Source organism: Teichococcus coralli (assembly GCF_009829925.1).
GTDB lineage: Bacteria > Pseudomonadota > Alphaproteobacteria > Acetobacterales > Acetobacteraceae > Pseudoroseomonas > Pseudoroseomonas coralli.
In genome coordinates this window covers 7,413-26,142 of the sequence record NZ_SNVJ01000013.1, presented here as the reverse complement: position 1 = coordinate 26,142, position 18,730 = coordinate 7,413, and the positions used below count along the sequence as shown (strand labels likewise).

9 protein-coding genes are annotated in these 18,730 nt (G+C 70.2%); 6 read left to right on the top strand and 3 right to left on the bottom strand.

Annotated elements, in window-relative coordinates:
• Positions 1-59: 59 nt before the first annotated feature.
• Entirely contained in the window at positions 60-1,025 is a 966-nt protein-coding gene (locus E0493_RS14870) for a 2-hydroxyacid dehydrogenase (protein WP_160937947.1), read from the top strand.
• A gap of 88 nt (positions 1,026-1,113) precedes the next feature.
• On the opposite strand, the gene E0493_RS14865 is transcribed toward E0493_RS14870, so the two are convergent.
• Complete coding sequence (locus E0493_RS14865) at positions 1,114-1,665, bottom strand: phosphatase PAP2 family protein (RefSeq protein WP_160937945.1); 552 nt, start codon at positions 1,663-1,665, stop codon at positions 1,114-1,116.
• A 96-nt stretch (positions 1,666-1,761) separates the two neighbouring features.
• Here E0493_RS14865 and E0493_RS14860 point away from each other — a divergent pair, with 96 nt between their 5' ends.
• Complete coding sequence (locus E0493_RS14860) at positions 1,762-2,238, top strand: CreA family protein (RefSeq protein ID WP_160937943.1); 477 nt, start codon at positions 1,762-1,764, stop codon at positions 2,236-2,238.
• Between the two features lie 87 nt (positions 2,239-2,325).
• Here E0493_RS14860 and E0493_RS14855 read toward each other — a convergent pair whose 3' ends face one another.
• On the bottom strand, positions 2,326-2,643 hold the full coding sequence (locus E0493_RS14855) for an ArsR/SmtB family transcription factor (protein ID WP_160937941.1): 318 nt from the start codon (positions 2,641-2,643) through the stop codon (positions 2,326-2,328).
• Positions 2,644-2,737: 94 nt separating this feature from the next.
• Here E0493_RS14855 and E0493_RS14850 point away from each other — a divergent pair, with 94 nt between their 5' ends.
• From E0493_RS14850 to E0493_RS14840, 3 genes are all read left to right on the top strand, one after another.
• Positions 2,738-3,805, top strand: coding sequence for an alkene reductase (locus E0493_RS14850; RefSeq protein ID WP_160937939.1), 1,068 nt, complete (start codon positions 2,738-2,740; stop codon positions 3,803-3,805).
• Between the two features lie 78 nt (positions 3,806-3,883).
• Positions 3,884-4,075 carry a hypothetical protein gene (locus E0493_RS14845; protein ID WP_160937937.1) on the top strand — a complete coding sequence of 64 codons (192 nt, stop codon included), beginning with the start codon at positions 3,884-3,886 and terminating at the stop codon, positions 4,073-4,075.
• Positions 4,076-4,262: 187 nt separating this feature from the next.
• Entirely contained in the window at positions 4,263-5,243 is a 981-nt protein-coding gene (locus tag E0493_RS14840; protein WP_160937936.1) for a S1C family serine protease, read from the top strand.
• A gap of 149 nt (positions 5,244-5,392) precedes the next feature.
• Here E0493_RS14840 and E0493_RS14835 read toward each other — a convergent pair whose 3' ends face one another.
• Positions 5,393-6,724, bottom strand: coding sequence for a tetratricopeptide repeat protein (locus E0493_RS14835; protein ID WP_160937934.1), 1,332 nt, complete (start codon positions 6,722-6,724; stop codon positions 5,393-5,395).
• Between the two features lie 279 nt (positions 6,725-7,003).
• Here E0493_RS14835 and E0493_RS14830 point away from each other — a divergent pair, with 279 nt between their 5' ends.
• Complete coding sequence (locus E0493_RS14830) at positions 7,004-18,709, top strand: beta strand repeat-containing protein (RefSeq protein ID WP_367614520.1); 11,706 nt, start codon at positions 7,004-7,006, stop codon at positions 18,707-18,709.
• The last annotated feature ends 21 nt before the right edge of the window (positions 18,710-18,730 follow it).

Below are 18,730 nucleotides of genomic sequence, written 5' to 3'. Positions count from 1 at the left end.
GCCAGGCACGGCGCCCCACGCCGCCGCTCCGCAGACCGCAAGCAGGACTTGGCCCAGGAATGACCAGCAAGATCGTTGTGCTCGACCCCATCAGCGCGGAGACCGCGCGCCGCATGCGGGGCCTGCTCCCGCCCGGGCTGGTGCTGGAGCATGCCGAAGGGCGCGACCGTGCGCACCTGCTCGCCATTGTCGCCGAGGCCGATGTCATCATCTCCGGGCAGATCCCGGTGGATGCCGAACTGCTGCGCGCCGCGCCGCGGGCCCGGCTGCTGCACAAATGGGGCGTCGGCGTGGACAACTTCGACCTGGAGGCGGCGCGCGCCCAGGGCGTGACGGTGGCCCGCACCACCGGCAGCAACGCCATGCCGGTGGCCGAGTTCACGCTCGGCTTGATGATCGCGCTGCTGCGCAACCTGGCCTGGGGGCACTGCTCGCTGCGGGGCGGCGAGTGGCGCAACACCACCATGCCGAAGCCGAGCTTCATGCTCTCGGGCAAGACGGTCGGCATCATCGGCTTCGGCGCCATCGGCAAGAACGTCGCGAGGCTGCTCGCGCCCTTCGGCGGCATGATCCTGTACAACAAGACCAGCCGGCTGGACCCGGCGGAGGAGAAGGCGCTCGGCGTCCGCCACGCCACCGTGCCGGAGCTGCTGCGGGAGGCCGACGTGGTCTCCCTGCACTGCCCGCTGACGCCGCAGACCCAGAACCTGATCGACCGCGCCGCGCTGCAGAGCATGAAGCGCAGCGCCGTGCTCATCAACGTGGCACGCGGCGGCGTGGTGAACGAGCAGGATCTCGCCGAGGCCCTGCGCGCCAGGGAGATCCTCGGCGCCGCCACCGATGTCTATGAGACCGAGCCGCCGCCGGCCGGCCATCCGCTGCTGGCGCTCGACAACGTGGTGGCAACGCCGCACATCGCCGCCATGGCGGCGGACAACTTCGAGAAGACGATCAACCAGATGTTCCGCAACGTCGCCCTCTTTGTGCGCGGCGAGGGCGTGCCGCCGAGCGACTTCGTCGGCTGAGGAAGCGGCCGGGGAATGCCGCGCGGCTCCCCGGGCCCGGCACCGGACGGAACCGGGGGAGAGCGGATGCTTCCCCCCCGGCCTCGCTTCAGAACAGGCGCACCAGGCGCTCGGCGGTGTGCCGGATGGCCGGCTCGGCGTGCAGCCTTTCCCCGTGCATCAGCACGGCCACCGACAGGACCGCCATGGCCAGCGCGACCCGCGAGACCGTGCGCGGCGCCGGCGGCGTCAGGCGGAGCAGCACCACGACGCCGGCCAGCCCCACAAGGCCGCCCACCGCCACTTCCGGCAGGCTATGGTGGCGCAGCAGGAGCCGCGTCATCGCGATCACCAGCGCGATCCCGCAGGCGATCAGCAGCGCCAGGGCACGACGCTCCAGCAACAGCGCCGCCAGGCCGCCATACAGGATGGCCGCCGCCGCGACATGGCCGCTCGGACTGTGCAGGCCCCAGCCGGCGAAAGCGGCAGGCCAGACATAGGCCGCCAGCTTGAGCACCAGCATCAGGCCGAGCGTGGCGGTCACCACGAGGCCCCAGCACAAGGCGCCCCGCCGCCAGTCGGTGGCCATCAGCGTCAGCATCAGGGCCAGGGTGGCGGGGAGGACGACCGCCTGGTCCGCAAAGTCGGTGAGGAACTGCATGATGCGCCAGCATAGCGCGGCCTCGGGGGCGGAACGTATCAAACTGTGCCTGGGCCGTGACATGGCGGCCCGGGCCAAGGGAAGGAGGAACCGGCGATGAGGAAAGTCATGAAGGGGCGGGCGCTGGCCGGCGGGGCGCTGGCGCTCTGCCTGCCGCTGGCGGCCGCGGCGCAGACGCGGGTGGGCGAGGTGAGCACCACCTTCCGGCTGGTCGGGCCCAACGACAAGGTGGTGGTCGAGCGCTACGACGATCCGCGCGTGCCGAACGTCTCCTGCTACGTCTCGCGGGCCGACACGGGTGGCCTTTCCGGCTGGGTGGGCCTGGCGGAGGACCCATCCCGCTTCAGCATCGCCTGCCGCGCCACCGGGCCGGTGGGCCTGCCGGGCGGCCTGCCGCAGACCGAGTCGGTGTTCCGCCAGTCCGCCTCGCCCTTGTTCAAGGCGCTGACGGTGACCCGCATCGTGGACACGGAGAAGCGCGTGCTGGTCTATCTGGTCACCAGCACCAAGCTGGTGGACGGCTCGCCCTTCAACAGCGTGACCGCCGTGGCGCTGGGCGCGCCGCCCGGCTGAGGCTGGCGGAAGCGAAGGGAACGGATGGGGGTCTGGAGGAACTCCGCCCCCCCCAGCCTTCACTCGCCAGCCTTCACGCGCCAGACTTCACGCGCCCATCTTCTCCGGCGCCAGCCGCAGCACCGTGCCGAGCAATCCCGGGAACCGCTCCTCCAGCTCGGGGCGCAACGCGACGATGCAGCGCGTGCCGTCCCGCCGATGGGTCACCAGCCCGGCCTGCCGCAGCACCTTCATGTGATGCGAGAGGGTGGAGGGCGCGACGGGCGCGTCGAACTCCCCCCAGCCGCGCTCCTCGCCCGCCGCCAGCGCCGCCACGATGCGCAGCCGCAGCGGGTCGCTCAGGGCATGCAGGACCTCGGCGAGTTGCACCGTCTTCATCTCCGGGTGCGGATAGTGCTCTTGCATCCGGTTTCCTTCCTCCCCACACCACGGTCATTCGATATTCATCGAACAACGCCCGGCGCGCCGCGCCGGCGGCCGATCCAGGAGACTAGTGCCCATGGCCAGCCTGTTCGACCCCATCAAAATGGGGGCGCTGGAACTGCCCAACCGCGTCGTCATGGCGCCGCTCACCCGCACCCGCGCCACGCCGGATACCCGCGTGCCGACGCCGCTGATGCGGGACTATTACGTGCAGCGCGCCTCCGCCGGACTGATCCTGTCCGAGGCCACCTCCGTCACGCCGATGGGCGTGGGCTACCCGCGCACCCCCGGCATCTGGTCGGAGGAGCAGGTGGAGGGCTGGAAGTCCATCACGGCGGCGGTGCATGCCGCCGGCGGGCGCATCATGCTGCAGCTCTGGCATGTCGGCCGCATCTCCGACCCGGCCTACCTGGACGGCGCGCTGCCGGTGGCCCCCAGCGCCATCGCCGCGCAGGGGCATGTCAGCCTGGTGCGGCCGCAACGCCCCTATGTCACGCCGCGCGCGCTGGAGACGGAGGAGATCCCCGGCATCGTCGCTGCCTTCCGCAAGGGCGCCGAGAACGCGCTGCGGGCCGGCTTCGACGGCGTGGAGATCCACGGCGCCAACGGCTACCTGCTCGACCAGTTCCTGCAGGATTCCACCAACCGCCGCAGCGACGCCCATGGCGGCCCGGTGGAGAACCGCGCCCGCCTGATGCTGGAGGTGACGGACGCCGCCATCAGCGTCTGGGGCGCCGACCGCGTCGGCATGCACCTGGCGCCGCGCGCCGACTCCCACACCATGGGCGACAGCGACCTTCCCGGCACCTTTTCCCATGTTGCACGCGAATTGGGGCGCCGGCGGATCGCCTTCCTCTTCGCCCGCGAGCACGCGGGGCCGGACCGCATCGGGCCGCGGCTCAAGGCGGCCTTCGGCGGCCCCTTCATCGCCAACGAGCGCTTCTCGCCGGAGGCGGCGGCGGCGGATGTGGCGGAGGGCCGGTCGGACGCCGTCGGCTTCGGGCTGAAGTTCATCGCCAACCCCGACCTGCCGCGCCGCCTGCGCGAGGGCGCGCCGCTGAACGAGGTGGATACCACGACCCTCTATGCGGAGGGGCCGGCGGGCTACACCGACTATGGCTTCCTGCAGGCGAACGCCGCCTGAATCGGGCCCGCCCGGCAACCCGGGCCGGGCGCCCCGCTTTCCTCTCGCGAAGGTCGGGAAAAGGGAGGCGGGAACGACATGGCCGAGAACAAGCCGGCACCGAGCGGCAACACGGCGCGGATGAACAGCGCCGATCCGGAAAGCAAGCGCACCGCCGCACAGGTGCAGCAGGGCGGCACCACCCGGAACCCGGACGCCAAGGTGCCCTCCGACCTTTATCCGAACCCGCCCGGCGTTTCCGACAAGGTGCGGGGGGCGCCGGACGACTGAGGCGGGCCGGGCGAAACTCTCGCGCCGTCCCGGCGATGCGCCCGCCCGATCTTTTGCGTTCTTCCCGCTGAGGCCGCGGGGGTTGAATGGGCCGCAGCGGCACCGGACCGGCAGCGGCGGGCCCGCGGAGATGTCGCGCCCCGGCCGGCCGGACCGTCGTGAGGCCAGCAGAGATTGGAGGTGGACCATGGTGCAGCCAGAACGGGACGAATCCGTCCCGCCTTCCCTCCAGCCGCGGCCGGAGGATTACGGCTACGACCTCGACCGGGCGCTGCGCGCCGTGGTGACCCTGCGCGCCCGCGTTCCCGACGACGCCTTCACCGCCGGAACGCTGGGAACGGAGCGGGTCGGCCATGCGGTGCTGATCCGGGACGACGGGCTGTTGCTCACCATCGGCTACCTCATCACCGAGGCGGAGGAAGTCTGGCTCACCACGGCGGAAGGGCGCGTCGTTCCCGGCCATGTGGTGGGCTACGACCAGGTCACCGGCTTCGGCCTGGTCCAGGCGCTGGGCCGGCTCGGGATCCCGCCGCTGGCGCTCGGGAACTCCGGCGCGGTGCGGCCGGGCGAGCGGATCGTCTTCGCCGGCGCGGGCGGCCAGGCCGGAGCGCTGGCCGGGCAGGTCGTCTCCCGGCAGCCCTTCGTGGGCTACTGGGAGTATCTCCTGGAGGACGCCATCTACACGGCGCCCGCCCATCCGCTCTGGGGCGGCGCGGCCGTGATCGGGCCGAAAGGAGAGCTTGTCGGCATCGGCTCGATCCAGCTGGGGCACGACCCTGGCGACGGCAAGCTGCGCGTGCTCAACATGAGCGTGCCGACCGACCTGCTGAAGCCGATCCTCGACCAGATGCTGGCCCTGGGCCGGCCCGACCGCCCGCCGCGGCCCTGGCTCGGCGTGTCCGCCGTCTCGGAGGAGGGGAAGGTCATCCTGATCGGCGTCGCCCGCAACGGGCCCGCCGCGCGGGCCGGCCTGCGGAAGGGCGACCTCGTCCTGGCCGTCGGCGAGCAGCCGGTGACCGACGAAGCCGAATTCTTCCGCGCCCTCTGGGCGCTGGGCGAGGCGGGGGTGGACGTTCCCCTGGTGCTGGAGCGCGATGACGACCGCTTCGAGGTCAACGTGACCTCCGGCGACCGCCAGCGCTTCCTGAAGGCCGCCCCGCTGCACTAGAGCATCTTCCATTCGCTCCGGCTCACGGGAAATGCTCTAGCTGTTTGTTTTGACAAGCATTTTCACCTGTCCCGATGATGCCAGCGGAACGGGATCCGCTCGGGCGGGCCGGCGCGGGAGAAGGCCGCCAGGAGCGGAAGCGCCCGCGGTCAGGCGCTTCCCTCGCCCGACCGTCCGTGGTGGGCCGCGGCCAGCGCCATCAGCGCCGCCGCGGCCGTGTCGAACACGTGGTCCCAGTCCTCCTCCGCGCGGGGCCGGAACAGCCGGAGGGAAGGATACCAGGGGCTGCCCTGGCCCTGCCCGCTCCAGAGCCAGTGCGCGTTGCGTCCCAGCAGCACCCAGACCGGCCTTCCCAGCGCGCCCGCCAGATGGGCGACGGCGCTGTCCGTCATGATGACGAGGTCGAGCTGCGCGACGGCGGCGGCGGTATCGGCGAAGTCATTCAGCATCGGCGCGAGATCGATGATCCCGTGGCCGTCGAGCTGCGCCAGCTCCGCCTGCGGCGGACCCATCTGCAGGCTGTAGAGCTGCACGCCCGGCTGCTCGAAGGCGAGGCGGAAGCGCGAAAGCGGCTGCGCACGCTCCCGGTTGCGCCGGAAGGTGGTGCTGCCCGACCAGACGATGCCGACCCGCAGCGCATCCGCCGTGATGGCGGCGCCGAGACGGGCGAGGCGGGCGGGCTCCGGCGGCAGGGCGGGGAGCGGCGGGATGGCGGCCGCGTCCGGCGTGAAGAGGGCGGGCAGGCTGCACTGGTGGATGTGCCAGTCGGCGGCGGGCGGCGCGGCGCCAAGCGGCACCACCTCGTCCACCCCGTCAAGGCGGGACAGCAAGGGCGCCAGCTCGGGCTGGCATTCGAGCAGCACCCTGCCGCCCCTCGCCTTCACCAGCGGCGCGTAGCGGCAGGCCCAGATGGTGTCACCGAAGCCCTGTTCCGAGACGACCAGCAGCCGCTGCCCATGGAACGCCTGCCCGGCCCAGCGCCTGCCCGGCAGCGGGCGGGGCGCGACCAGCCCGTTCTCCAGCCGCACCTCGTAATCCGCCCAACCCTCGGCCAGGCGGCCGAGGTGGAGCAGGCTGCGCCCGCGGTCCCAGCGCGCCATGTCATGCCCGGGCTGGCGGGCGAGCGCCGCCGTGAAGGCCTGCACCGCCTCGGCATGGCGGCCGGCTTCCGCCAACGAGATGCCATGGTTGTAGCGGTGGCCGCCGTTGCCGGGCGCCAGGGCCAGCGCGTGGGCATGGCAGGCGAGCGCCGTCTCGTGCTGGCGCAGGAGGGTGAGCGCGTTGCCGAGATTGGTCCAGAGCGCATCCATGCCGGAGACACCGCGCATGGCGCGCCGGTAGCACGGCACCGCTTCCGCCGGACGCCCGAGGCCCGCCAAGGTCACGCCTAACGCGTTCCAGAGGAAGGTGTCCTGCGGCCGTTGGTCAAGCGCCTCGCGGAGAAGATACTCGGCACGGTTGAAATCTCCCTCCCGATGCAATCGAACAACATCCTCAAGCAGTTGAGCGACGGTGATTGTGCGAGCGGTAGCAGGAGGTGCGCTTGGAAAAGGCAAAGCTTTAGTTCTTTTATTTCAACAGAAAATTGTTTGTGAGAAAGAGCGGCAGGCGCATTTCTGGAATCCCCTTCAACGTCTTGATACCTTTGAATCCTCCGATATGCATACAAAATGCCTCGCAAACTGTTGAGAGGGACGGTAGAAGAAAGGCACACAGTGATAAACCATGGCGATCTCGCCATGCGCTGAAGGTGGTAGCGGGTGCCGACACTGATCAACCGTCTTTCACGTTCGCTCCGCGCTTCCCGTACAACCCAGGGGTTCTCCGCACCACAACTCCCGGTCGTGGAGGGCTTGGAGCCCCGCCTTCTCCTTTCAGGCACCGCCGTGAACGCGGCGGCCCTGCAGGCGCTGCACGACAACCTCCTGCACCTTGAGGGTGTCCTGTCCGGGATGGAGGGCGAAGGCGTCTTCGCCCAGGCCATCCCGCTGATGAACATCAACGACAGCCATCTCGCCGGCGAGATGCTCGCCTTCTCGAAGGTGTTCGAGAGCGACATCGCCGACCCGGTGAAGGCGCTGATCAACGCGGTTCCGGCGGATTCCGGCGCCCTGGCCTCCGCCCTGCAGTCGGCGATCACCGATCTCGCCGATCCCGACGCGGGGCACCACGTCACGGCGCAGGTCACCGACATCTCCGCCGGCTCGGTCCTCGGCCTGACCATCCAGGTCGCCGACCTAGCGACGCAAAGCTTCTCCATCGACCTGGGCGATGCGGCGAGCCCCTACGGCATCCACTTCCCCACCGTCACCGGCACCGCCGACCTTAGCTACGGCTTCACCTTCACCCTTCGACTCGACACCGCCGCGCTCGGTGCCTCCCCCACCGACGCGCAGGAAGCGGCCGCCTTCGACCTTTCCGGCGCGTCCTTCACCACCGGCTTCCACGCCAGGGCGGACCTGGCCGGCAGCAATTTCAGCTTCGGCCTGCTGACCCTGACCGTCGCCCCCGGCGCCCCCGGCATCGACCAGGGGGCCAGCTACGAGGGCACGGTCGCCGACCTTTCCGGCACCGAGCTGCGCACCGCCGCCAGCGCCATCGAGGGCGGCGACCGTTCCGCCCTGCGCGGCGCGGGCGCGCTGGCCACGGCCGGCATCGCCAGCGAGACCGACGGCACGGCGACTCCGCTGCTCGACCTGCCGGTGATCCTGACCGCGGACCACGTCATCCCCGGCATCACGCCCTTCGGGACGCCGGCGCACCTGACGGTGACGGGCCATGCCGCCTCGGGCGATGCGGTGCTGGACCTGGAGCCGCTGCTGGGGGCGATCCGCGACGCCGTGGGTGACCCGGACTTCGATCCGCGCAGCCTCAACACCTTCGCCGCCAAGGACCTGGTCACCCAGCTCGCCAAGGTCGGCACCTATCTCGGCTATCTCTCGGGCGGCGAGGACCTCGCGGTCGAGCTTCCCTTCACCGACGGGCTGACCATCGGCGACGTTATCAACGTCGCCACCCGCTTCAAGGGCGACATCATCGACCCGCTGCAGGCGGTGGCGGGCGTGCTGGGCTTCACCGAGGGCCAGCACAACGCGGACGGCGCGAACTTCCTGGAAGGCGCGGCGCTGACCGCCGCCAACCTCGCGCACCTGCCCGACCAGATCGCCCTGATGGTGACGCTGGACAACGGCAAGTCGGCCGCGCTCAGCTTCGCGCCGACCTATCTCGACAGCGGCAAGGTCTCGCACAAGGTCGGGACGGTGGACGAGCTGGCGCTCGCCATGAACCAGGCGATCGCCGCGAGCGCCCTGGCCGGCTACCTGCAGGCCGGCAACGATGCCGGCCGCATCGCCCTCACCCTGACCACCCCCTCCTCCGGCACCGCCGCGACCAAGGTGACGGTCTCCAGTCCGCAGGGCGCCACCGTCTTCTCCAACCTGCGCGACTTCGGCATCCTGCTGGCCAGGACGCTGCGCCTGCCGGGCTGGGACGACACCAGTTCCGACCAGACCGAGGTGGGCGACCGGCTGCTGGAGGCGCTCGGCCTCGCCTACGACGCCGGCACCAACGCCATCACCCTCAGCATCTCGAAGGAATTCGAGCTGCCGGACGTGATGGCCGACGTCTCCTTCGACCTCGACCTCAGCGGGGTCGCGGGCCTGTCGGTCAGCAATGCCAGCTTCCACCTGACCAGCAGCGTGCTGCTGAACCTGACGGTCGGCTTCAGCCTGGACCCGCTGGGCAGCCACGTGAACCAGCCGGGCGGCCCGCAGATCGGCGATGGGCAGAACGGCACGCCGAGCACCACGGTGGGCGAGCTGCCCGTCTATGCCGCCGCTTCCAACGGTGGCAGCGTGCCGATCACCGCCAACGAGATCGCCGACGCGCGCGACCCCTCCACCCCGCACACCAACCTGGCCGACCTGCAGATCATTGGCCGCGACGGCGTGGTGAACACCTTCGTCATCACCCCCGACATGACGTTGGCGAACCTGGAGACCGCCATCGCCAACGCCTTCGGCCGGGAGATGGAGGTCCGCTTCAACGCCCTCGGCCATGCCGAGCTGGAGATCATCGACACCGAGCAGGCCTATGCGGGCCCCTCCCCCGCCTCGCTCGGCCTGACGGTCGGCTCCCTGGCGCAGGCCAATGCCGTCAATGGCAGCAGCACCAACTACCAGGCGGTGCTGGAGGGCACGCCGGCGGAGGACGCCGACTACTCGGCGGCCTCCAAGTTCATCCTGACCGTCGGCAAGCTGCCGCCCGTCGTGGTGGACGTGGCGGCAGGCTCGGGCAGCGCCGCCGCCTATGCCAACGCCATCAACGCGGCACTGGCGCAGCTTTCGCTCAACCCGTCGCTGATCGGCCTCGCCGGCGGCGCGCTGCACTATTCCGACATCGTGCATGCCAGTCTCGGCAGCAACGGCGCGGTGCAGCTCACCACCACCATCTACGACGCCATTGTCGGCGCGCAGCACGAGGCGCCCTACCTTTCCACCCAGCGCAGCGCCGTCCGCTACGGCCTGCAAGTGGACGCGGTGCAGCTGACCGTCTCCGCCCTCAACAACTCCCTGCTGCCCGGCCTGCTCGGCCTGATCGGCAAGGACGTCAACGACGGTGCCGGCGAGCAGGCGCTGGTCATCGGCGCGCCGCTGCATGGCGAGACGCTGGCCGACCGCCTCTTCCTCAAGGACACCGGCATCTCCGCGACCATCGACATGGCGCTGGAGCCGACCGACCCCACCCGGCCCGTGGTGATCACCGGCACGCTGGGCGGCTTCGAGTTCGGCGCCCTGCTCTACGATCCGGAAGACCCGGAGGCCGATCTCGGCGCCTATGTCTCGCTGCGCGCCGCGCTGCTGCTGAACTACGACGGCAACGCCGAGCCGAACACCATCACCTTTGGCCAGCTCAGCGATTCGCTGTCCAACGGCGGCTTCGGCGACGTCTGGGCCTTCACCCTCGGCTCGGGGCGCGGGGACGCGCCCTTCGCCATGCTGGACATCAAGTCCGTCAGCCTGAGCGCGGGCGGCGTGGACCTTGCCTCGGTGGCCAGCCCCGAGGTGATCATCACGCTCGACGACGCCTCGCAGCTGCTGGAGCTCTCGGTGCCGGCGCCGCAGGTCGAGGTGATCGGCCTCGACAGCAAGCTCGTCGTCGCCGACGTGGTGGAGGCGGTGCGGCAGGTCTTCCAGAGCATGAACGCGGACCTGGCGAACCAGGCCATCCCGCTGGTCAATGTCAGCCTGGACGACATCCTCGGCTTCAGCAGCAAGTTCCTGGTGGCGCTGAGCGAGGCGGAGCAGAATCCGGACGCGGCGCTCGGCTCCATCCAGACCGCGATCAACGACGCGCTCGGCGGCGACTACGTCCATTTCAGCCTGCAGGACCAGGACCACCTGATCCTCTCGATCGCCTACACGCCGGTCGACGTCCACACGCAGCTTCCCTTCAGCCTCGACCTCGACAGCCTGGCCGACTTCCTGGGCAGCGACGGCGGCGCCCTGCATGACCTGGTGGACGCCATCGGCAGCATCGCCAGCCTGAGCGCCAGCGGCAACCTGGACGTGAGCGCGGGCGTCAGCCTGGCGCTGACCCTCGGCATCAATCTCGGCGACAACGCCCATGCCGCGGCGCTGAACGAGTCGCTGGCGGCGCTGAACGGGCGCAACGGGCTGCGCACCGGCACGGCCGGCAGGCCGGACCTGCAGTTCACCCTGGGCAGCGGCCGCGTCTTCACCGTGAGCGTCGGCGCGCTCGGCGCCCATGCCACCGTGCAGGACCTGCTGGACGCCATCAACACCGCCGCCGGCGAGGCCGACTTCGCCAGCTACGACGAGACGACCGGCGCCATCGTCTTCCACGACAGCAGCACCAGCCCGGCCAGCGGCCTCTCCGACCTCGGCTTCGGGGACGGCCAGACCAGCACCGACACCGGCTCCACCTCCATCATCACCGCCGCCTCGGCGGTGACCGACCCGCGCCAGGCCTACAGCTTCGCCATCTCCATCGGCACGGAGGTGACGGCGGAGATCTCGGTGGAGGCCGATGCCGGCCGCACCACCCTCGCCGGGCTGGTGAGCGCGATCCGCTCCGCCCTCGCGACCACCCTGGTTTCCGCCGCCGACCTGCTGCACGAGAACGTCCGCCTGCCCGGCGGCGGCGCCGCCATGGAAGGCGACTTCGACGTCGCGCTCGGCCAGATCATCGCGGTCACCGGCAAGAACGGCAAGCTGGCGTTCAGCGCCAAGGACTCCGTGCTGGGCACGGACGCCGGCGGCAACCTGCTGAACACCTTCCGCCTCTCGGAGGCGCAGCCGAAGCTGACGCTGACCGTGTCGTCGATCAACGGCTCCCACATCGCCGAGGATCTCGGCCTGGGCGGCAAGCTGGTCGCGCAGGACGAGACGGTGGATGGCGTCCGCACCATCGCCGGCCGCCTTGCCGCCCCCAACTCGACCAGCGAGCGCTTCTTCATCGAGACGGGCGAGGACCCGGACACCCACGAGCTGCTGACCGGCATCCGCGCCACGCTCGGCATCGAGGCCACCAACCTCAGCTTCACCGCCGCGCTCGGGCCGCTGAGCGCCACCATCGTCGCCGGCCATGCGGTGCTCGGCGCCGATGCCGGAATGGTGGCCGCCGGGGAGGAGGGCTTCGCGGTGGGCGAGATCTCCGTCGCGCCGGCGACCTTCCTCGTCACGCTGAACGACGGCTTCGGCGGCGCGACCGCCGGCGGCGGCATCCTGACCTTCGCCAACCTCGCCAAGCTGGGCTCGGCCGGCAACGGCCTCGCCGACCTGATCCATTTCTCGGCCGATGCCGCGCTGGAGGTTTCCCTCCCCGTGGTGATGCTGGGCCAGCAGCTCGGCCCGGTCGAGTTGCAGATCGGCAACCTGTTCGACACCACGGGCGTGGACGGGCTGCCGGAGCGCAGCGTTCACACGGCCTTCCCGAGCCTGGACGGCATCTCGGTCGGCAGCATCCTGAACGATCCGCAGACGGTGATCGACGGGCTGGACGCCTTCCTGTCGAACATGGCCTATGGCAGCTTCGCGCAGGCGCTCTACGGCCTCGACCTGCCGCTGATCGGGCCGGCCTTGCAGGGCATCGGCAGCTTCTTCGCCACGCTGCATGACAGCGTGGTCGGCACGCTGCAGTCCCTGCTGGACGACTTCAAGACCGCGCATCCTGGCCAGCCAGCCACCACGCAGAACATCATCACGCAAGGCCTGGAATACGTCCTCACGGACCTTTTGCACCTGCCGGGCGACGTCTATTCCTTCATCGACAGCATCGACAACCCGACGGAGATCTCCTTCGTCTGGCATTTCGACGTCACGCTGCTCGACACCATGGTCAATCTCAGCGCCGACCTCGGCATCCCCGGGCTGGGGCTGCAGATCGAGAACGGCCTGGTGAACCTGCTGGCCCAGCTCGATTTCACGATCGGCTTCGGCTACCTGAAGGACCAGGGCTTCTTCGTCTACGACATGGGCGTGCCGGGCGCGCTGGCGCACTTCGAGTCCAACAACGACCCGGACGACGTCTTCGTGGCCGATTTCCGCGAGCTGCACGCGGTGGAGCTGCTGGTCGCCGTCTTCATGCCGACCGACCCGGCCTTCAGCGCGACGCTGAACCTCGGCTTCCTGCGGATGACGGCAACCAACGGCTCGACGCTCTCCTCCACGCTGGGTGGGCGCGAGTATCTCGGCACCAGCCTCACCGGCAGCATCTACGTGGACATCGGGCCGGCGGACCACACCGGCCGCCTGCTGTTCAGCAACTTCGCCAAGGGGCCGATCATCCGCTCCGGCATGGAGATGACGCTCAACGTCGACCTCCTGCTCGACTCCGGCTTCGGCTTCAGCAGCACCTCCGCGGCGCTGCCCTCGGTCTCCACCGAGCTGCTGTTCTCCTACGCCTTCAACAAGGTCTTCACCGGCGCGATCGGCGACGAGCCGGAGAGCGGAATCGTCACGCCGCTGACCTTCCTCGACGTCACGCTCGACGTCGGCAGCTTCCTGAACACCATCCTGAAGCCCATCCTCGACACGATGGGCGACGTGATCGAGCCGATCCAGCCGATCCTGGACTTCCTGACCGCGCCCATCCCCGGCATCTCGCAGATCGTCGGCCCCACCTCCGTGCTGGATCTGGCGCAGCAGTTCGGCGGCCCGAAGGTGCAGGACGCCGTGCGCTTCATCCAGATCCTCGACGACGTCGCGGGGCTGGTGCGCTCCCTGCGGTCCATGCAGGATTCCGGCGGCATCAAGGTCAACTTCGGCACCTTCGTCTTCGGTCAGACCGACGACCCGGACGCCACCTCGCTGAGCGGCAGCAATCTCGACCCCTTCGCGAGCAAGGTCGCGAAGGCCGATGTCAGCGCCGCCGCTAATTACTTCCAGAACAGCTCCGCCGGCTCGGCGGCGGCCGACGCCGCGCTGGCGCGCCTCTCCGCCCAGAGCCACAGCAACATCGGCAACCAGCTCCACTCGCTGGAGAACGCCAAGGGCGCCGGCGGCAAGGCGGTCTTCGACTTCCCCATCCTCCATGACCCGATGTCGGTCGTGAAGCTGCTGATGGGCCAGGTGAACCCGGTCGACCTGGTGCACGTCACGCTGCCGACCTTCGACTTCAACTTCAGCAAGGAGCTGCCGTTCCGCTTCCTGATCGGGCCGGTTCCGGTGACGGTCACCTTCTATGCCTCGGTCGGCGTCGAGATCAATCTGGCCTTCGGCTACGACACCACCGGCATCATCAAGTTCATGTCGAACAACAACCCGCTGATGCTGATGGACGGGTTCTATGTCGACAACACGATCGGCCCGCAGCTCGACTTCTACGCCACCTTCGGCGTCACCGCGGCGGTGAACCTCGCCCTGGTGGCGGCCGGCGTCGGCGGCGAGATCAGCGGCCACGTGACCTTCCAGCTGCACGACGCCAGCGGCGACGGCAAGCTGCATGCCTCCGAGCTGCTGACCGCGCTGCTGGACAACCCGCTGCACCTGTTCGACATCGCCGGCGAGCTGGACGCGCTGGTCTATGCCTTCGTCTGGGTCGGCATCGACCTGCCGATCGTGGGCAAGATCACGCTGTTCGAGGCGAGCTTCGACATCATCGACGTCACGCTGCTCTCCTTCAGCTACAGCTACTCCGACGTCCACTCCACGCCGGCCCTGGCCCACCAGGAGGCCGACGGCACGCTGACCCTGAACATGGGCAGGAACGCCGACCGCCAGGAGGTCGGCTCCAACCTCACCAACCCGAGCCAGACCTACGAGATCGCCCATGTCGGCGGCGTGGCCGGCAACGAGGACATCGCGATCACCGCCAACGGCGTGACCACGGTGTACCACGGGGTGAAGGTGGTGGTGGCCGATGTCGGCGACGGCAACAACGTCATCCGCTTCGGCAACGGCTATGTCGGCAACGTCACCATCAGCGGCGGCAGCGGCAACAACATCATCGACCTTGGCGGCGTGGACGGCGATCCGCTGATCACCCTGGGCGATGGCGACAACGTCGTTTTCGGCGCGAGCATCGACACCACCATTGTCGCCGGCAACGGCAACAACACGATCTTCGGCGGCAATGCCCGCAACACCATCACCGTCGGCAATGGCCGCAACACCATCGTCGGCGGAGCGGCGCAGGACACGATCACCGCCGGCACCGGCAACAACACGATCTACGGCGGCGCCGGGGACGACGTGATCGTCGCCGGCAGCGGCAGCAACACGATCTGGGGCGGTGAGGGCGCGAACGTCATCTCCATCTCCGGCGGGGCGGGCGACAACATCATCTTCGGCCATGGCGCCAACTCGCCGGACGACGTGACCAGCACCACGGTCACCGCCACCCGGGTCTCCGCCAACGCCGCCAGCGCCAACGACCTCAGCAGCACCATCACCGGCGGCAGCGGGCGCGACATCATCTTCGGCGGCGGCGGCGACAACACCATCAGCACCGGCGCCGGCGCAGATATCGTGTTCGGCGGCCTCGGCAGCGTCGTCCGCACGGCGACGGGGCAGCTCATCCAGGCCTCGAACACCAGCGGCGTGGGCGGGCACAACGTCATCACCGGCGGCGCGGGCGACAAGATCCTGTTCGGCGGCGGCGGCGACAACACCATCACCAGCGGCGGCGGCAACGACATCATCCTGGCCGGTGGCGGCAGGGTGGATGGCGTCGCCGGCGGCACCGGTGGCCGCTTCACGGTTTCCGGCCTGGCCTTCGGCAACCACAGCGTGATCGATGGCGGCCTGGGCAACGACCTGATCCTCGGCTCGGGCGGCAGCAACGTCATCACCGGCGGCGGCGGCGACGACATCATCGGCGGCCATACCGCCATCGTGGTGCGGGATGCGGCGATCGGCCGCTCCGCCCACCTGATCAGCGTGCAGACCAGCCTTGAGGGCGCGGGCGGCAACAACATCATCTCCGGCGATGCCGGCAACGACATCATCCTGGGCGGCGCCGGCAGCCACACCATCGACGCCGGCACCGGCAGCGACGTGGTGATCGGCCATTACGGCCAGGTGGTCGCCACCAACGCCGGCCAGAACCTGACGGTCGAGGGCTGGCACGGCGCCGCGGCCGGCAATGGCGACAACACCATCACGGCGAGCCACAGCGCCGTGATCATGGGCGGCGGCGGCAACAACCGCATCACCACCTTCGACGCCACTGCCCCAGCCGATCCGGCCAACAACCTGCCCGCCATCACCGCGGCGGACCGCCAGATGCTGGTCTTCGGCGCCAACGGCTTCGCCAAGGTGGACCTGCTGCTGGCCGGCGGCATCAGGATCCACCAGGCCTACACCGTGGCGGGCGAGGAGAACGCCGGCGGCAACAACCGCATCACCGTGGGCGCCGGCAACGACATCGTCTTCGGCGGCGCCGGCACCAACATCATCGCCGCCGGGAACGGCGACAACATCATCCTCGGCCATACCGGCTTCGTGGATCTCGACCGCCTCGCCCATCCCGACACCACCGGCCGCTCGCCGGACGTGATCGGCTACGTGCTCGGCCAGGACGGCTCCGTGCTGCGCGGCACCGGCTCGACCATCGCCTCCGGCACCGGCAACAACGTCATTCTCGGCGGCACCGGCCACAACACCATCACCACCACGGGCGCCGGCAACAACATCATCTTCGGCGCGGCCGGCGCGGTGACGCGGGACGGCACCGCCGGCAAGGCGCTGCTCTACGCCGAGACGCTGGAGGAGAGCCTGGCGGGCAACAACACCATCACCGCCGGCATCGGCTTCCGGGGCAACAACGTCGTGTTCGGCGGCCTGGGCAACAACCGGATCGCGGTGGGCGACGGCACCAACCTGGTGCTCGGCCACCTGGGCGTGGTCAACAACGTGGTGTTCTCCGCCTTCACCGACGCCGCGCGCGCCGACGGGGCCCGCCCCGACGTGCTGGCGCGCACGGTGCCGGAGCGCGGCACGCTGGATCGCAGCCCGCTCTGGCCAACCTGGTCGCTCGACCATGCGGTCTCCGCCACCGGCGCCGTCATCACCGCCGGCCGGGGCGACAACGTCATCCTCGGCGGCGCGGGCGACAACACCATCACGGCCGGGGACGGCAACAACATCGTCTTCGGTGCCGCCGGCTCCGTGACCCGGTATGCGGCGAGCAAGCAGGTCGCCTTCGCCACCACGGTGGAGGAGAGCCTGGGCGGCGACCATGTCATCACCCTGGGCGACGGCGCCAACCTGGTCTTCGGCGGCGCCGGCTACAACCAGATCACCGTCGGCAACCGCGACAACCTCGTCTTCGGCCATCTCGGCCAGGTGAACCACTCGGTTCTGACCGACTTCAGCACCGCGCAGCGGGCCACCGGCAGCTACCCGGACCTGATCGGCCGCGTGCTGCCGGCCATCGGCAACAGCCAGCCCTACACCACGGCACCCTTCGGCGGGCTCGACCGGCCGATGGCCGAGGCGGGCTCGGTGATCCATGCCGGCGACGGCGCCAACATCATCTTCGGCGGGGCGGGCGACAACACCATCGTCGCCGGAACCGGCTCCAACACCATCTTCGGCGCCGGCGGCGCGGTGACGCGGGACACGCAGGCCCGCGCCGTGCTTTTCGCCGAGACGGTGGAGGAGGCCCAGGGCGGCAACAACACCATCTATGCCGGTGACCGCTCCACGGCGACGCAGGTCGTCTTCGGCGGCCCGGGCTTCAACACCATCCGCCTGGGCGACGGCGCCAACCTGGTGCTGGGCCATCTTGGCTACGTCGATCTCGGCGCCATGCTCTACTACGGCTCGGCGCAGCGCGCGGACGGCTCCCACCCCGACGTGGTCGGCCGCATCGTGCCGGAGCGCGGCAACATCTCGCCCATCACGCCGAACGGCAGCCTGGGGCTGGATCAGGTGCCGCTCGGCGGCGGCAGCGACATCCGGGTGGGCGGCGGCAGGAACGTCGTCATCGGCGGCGCCGGCGACAACCACATCTACACCGGCCACGGCAACAACATCGTCTTCGGCGCCGCCGGCGCGGTGACGCGCGACGCCCGCAGCCTCAGCCTGCTCCACGCCACCACCGTGGAAGAGACCCTTGGCGGCAACAATTTCCTGGAGCTGAGCCTCGGCGGCACCGGCAGCGCGGTCGCCTTCGGCGGTCCGGGCAAGAACCTCATCCTCACCGGCTACGGCAACGACATCGTCCTCGGCCATCTCGGCACCGTCGTGGCGAGCGTTCGCTCCACCGGCGCCGGGCCGCAGGATTTGGTGATCGGCGAGCGGATCACGGTGACCGGCCGCACCGTGCCCATGATCGGCAACCTCAACCCCTCCACCACCGCCCCCTATGCCGGGCTTGGCCAGTTGCTGCCCAACAGCGACGCGGTGATCAAGGCCGGCGCGGGCGACAACCTCATCATCGGCGGCGTCGGGGCGAACGCCGTCCCGGCCGACGATGGCAGCAACCCAGCCTTCGGCGCCTCCGCCACCGTCCAGCGCGACCGCGGCGGTGCCCTGCTCTCGGCACAGGTGCTGGAGGCGGCGCGGGCCGAGCGCGCCGAGCTGATCCTCGGCGGCGGCGTGAACACCGTCTTCAACACGGCGCCCGCGCCCAGCTTCGCGCCGGCGGCGCAGGCGGCGGCGGTGCCGGCCGCCGGCGTCTTCCTCGTGGCGGGCGGCGAGACGCTTTCGAGCGGCTCCAGCCTCGCCGACCTTGCCGCGGCCGCGCAGGTCCAGCGCGACCAGGCCGCGGAGGTCACCGCGGCGGAGGCACCCGCCGCCGTCCCGCGAACCATGACGGTGGGCGCCGAACCCTCCGCCACCCCGACCGGCTACGTGCTCGACGAGCTGACCGGCACCTGGGTGGCGGATGACGGGGCCGACCCGATGCTGCTCCTGCTGCTCGCCGCTGGCGCGGCGCCGGAGCTGACCGTGCAGGGGGGCTCCACCGCCGGCACAACGCGTCCGCGCCTCGCCGCCTGATCCTGGCGGGGCATGATCCCT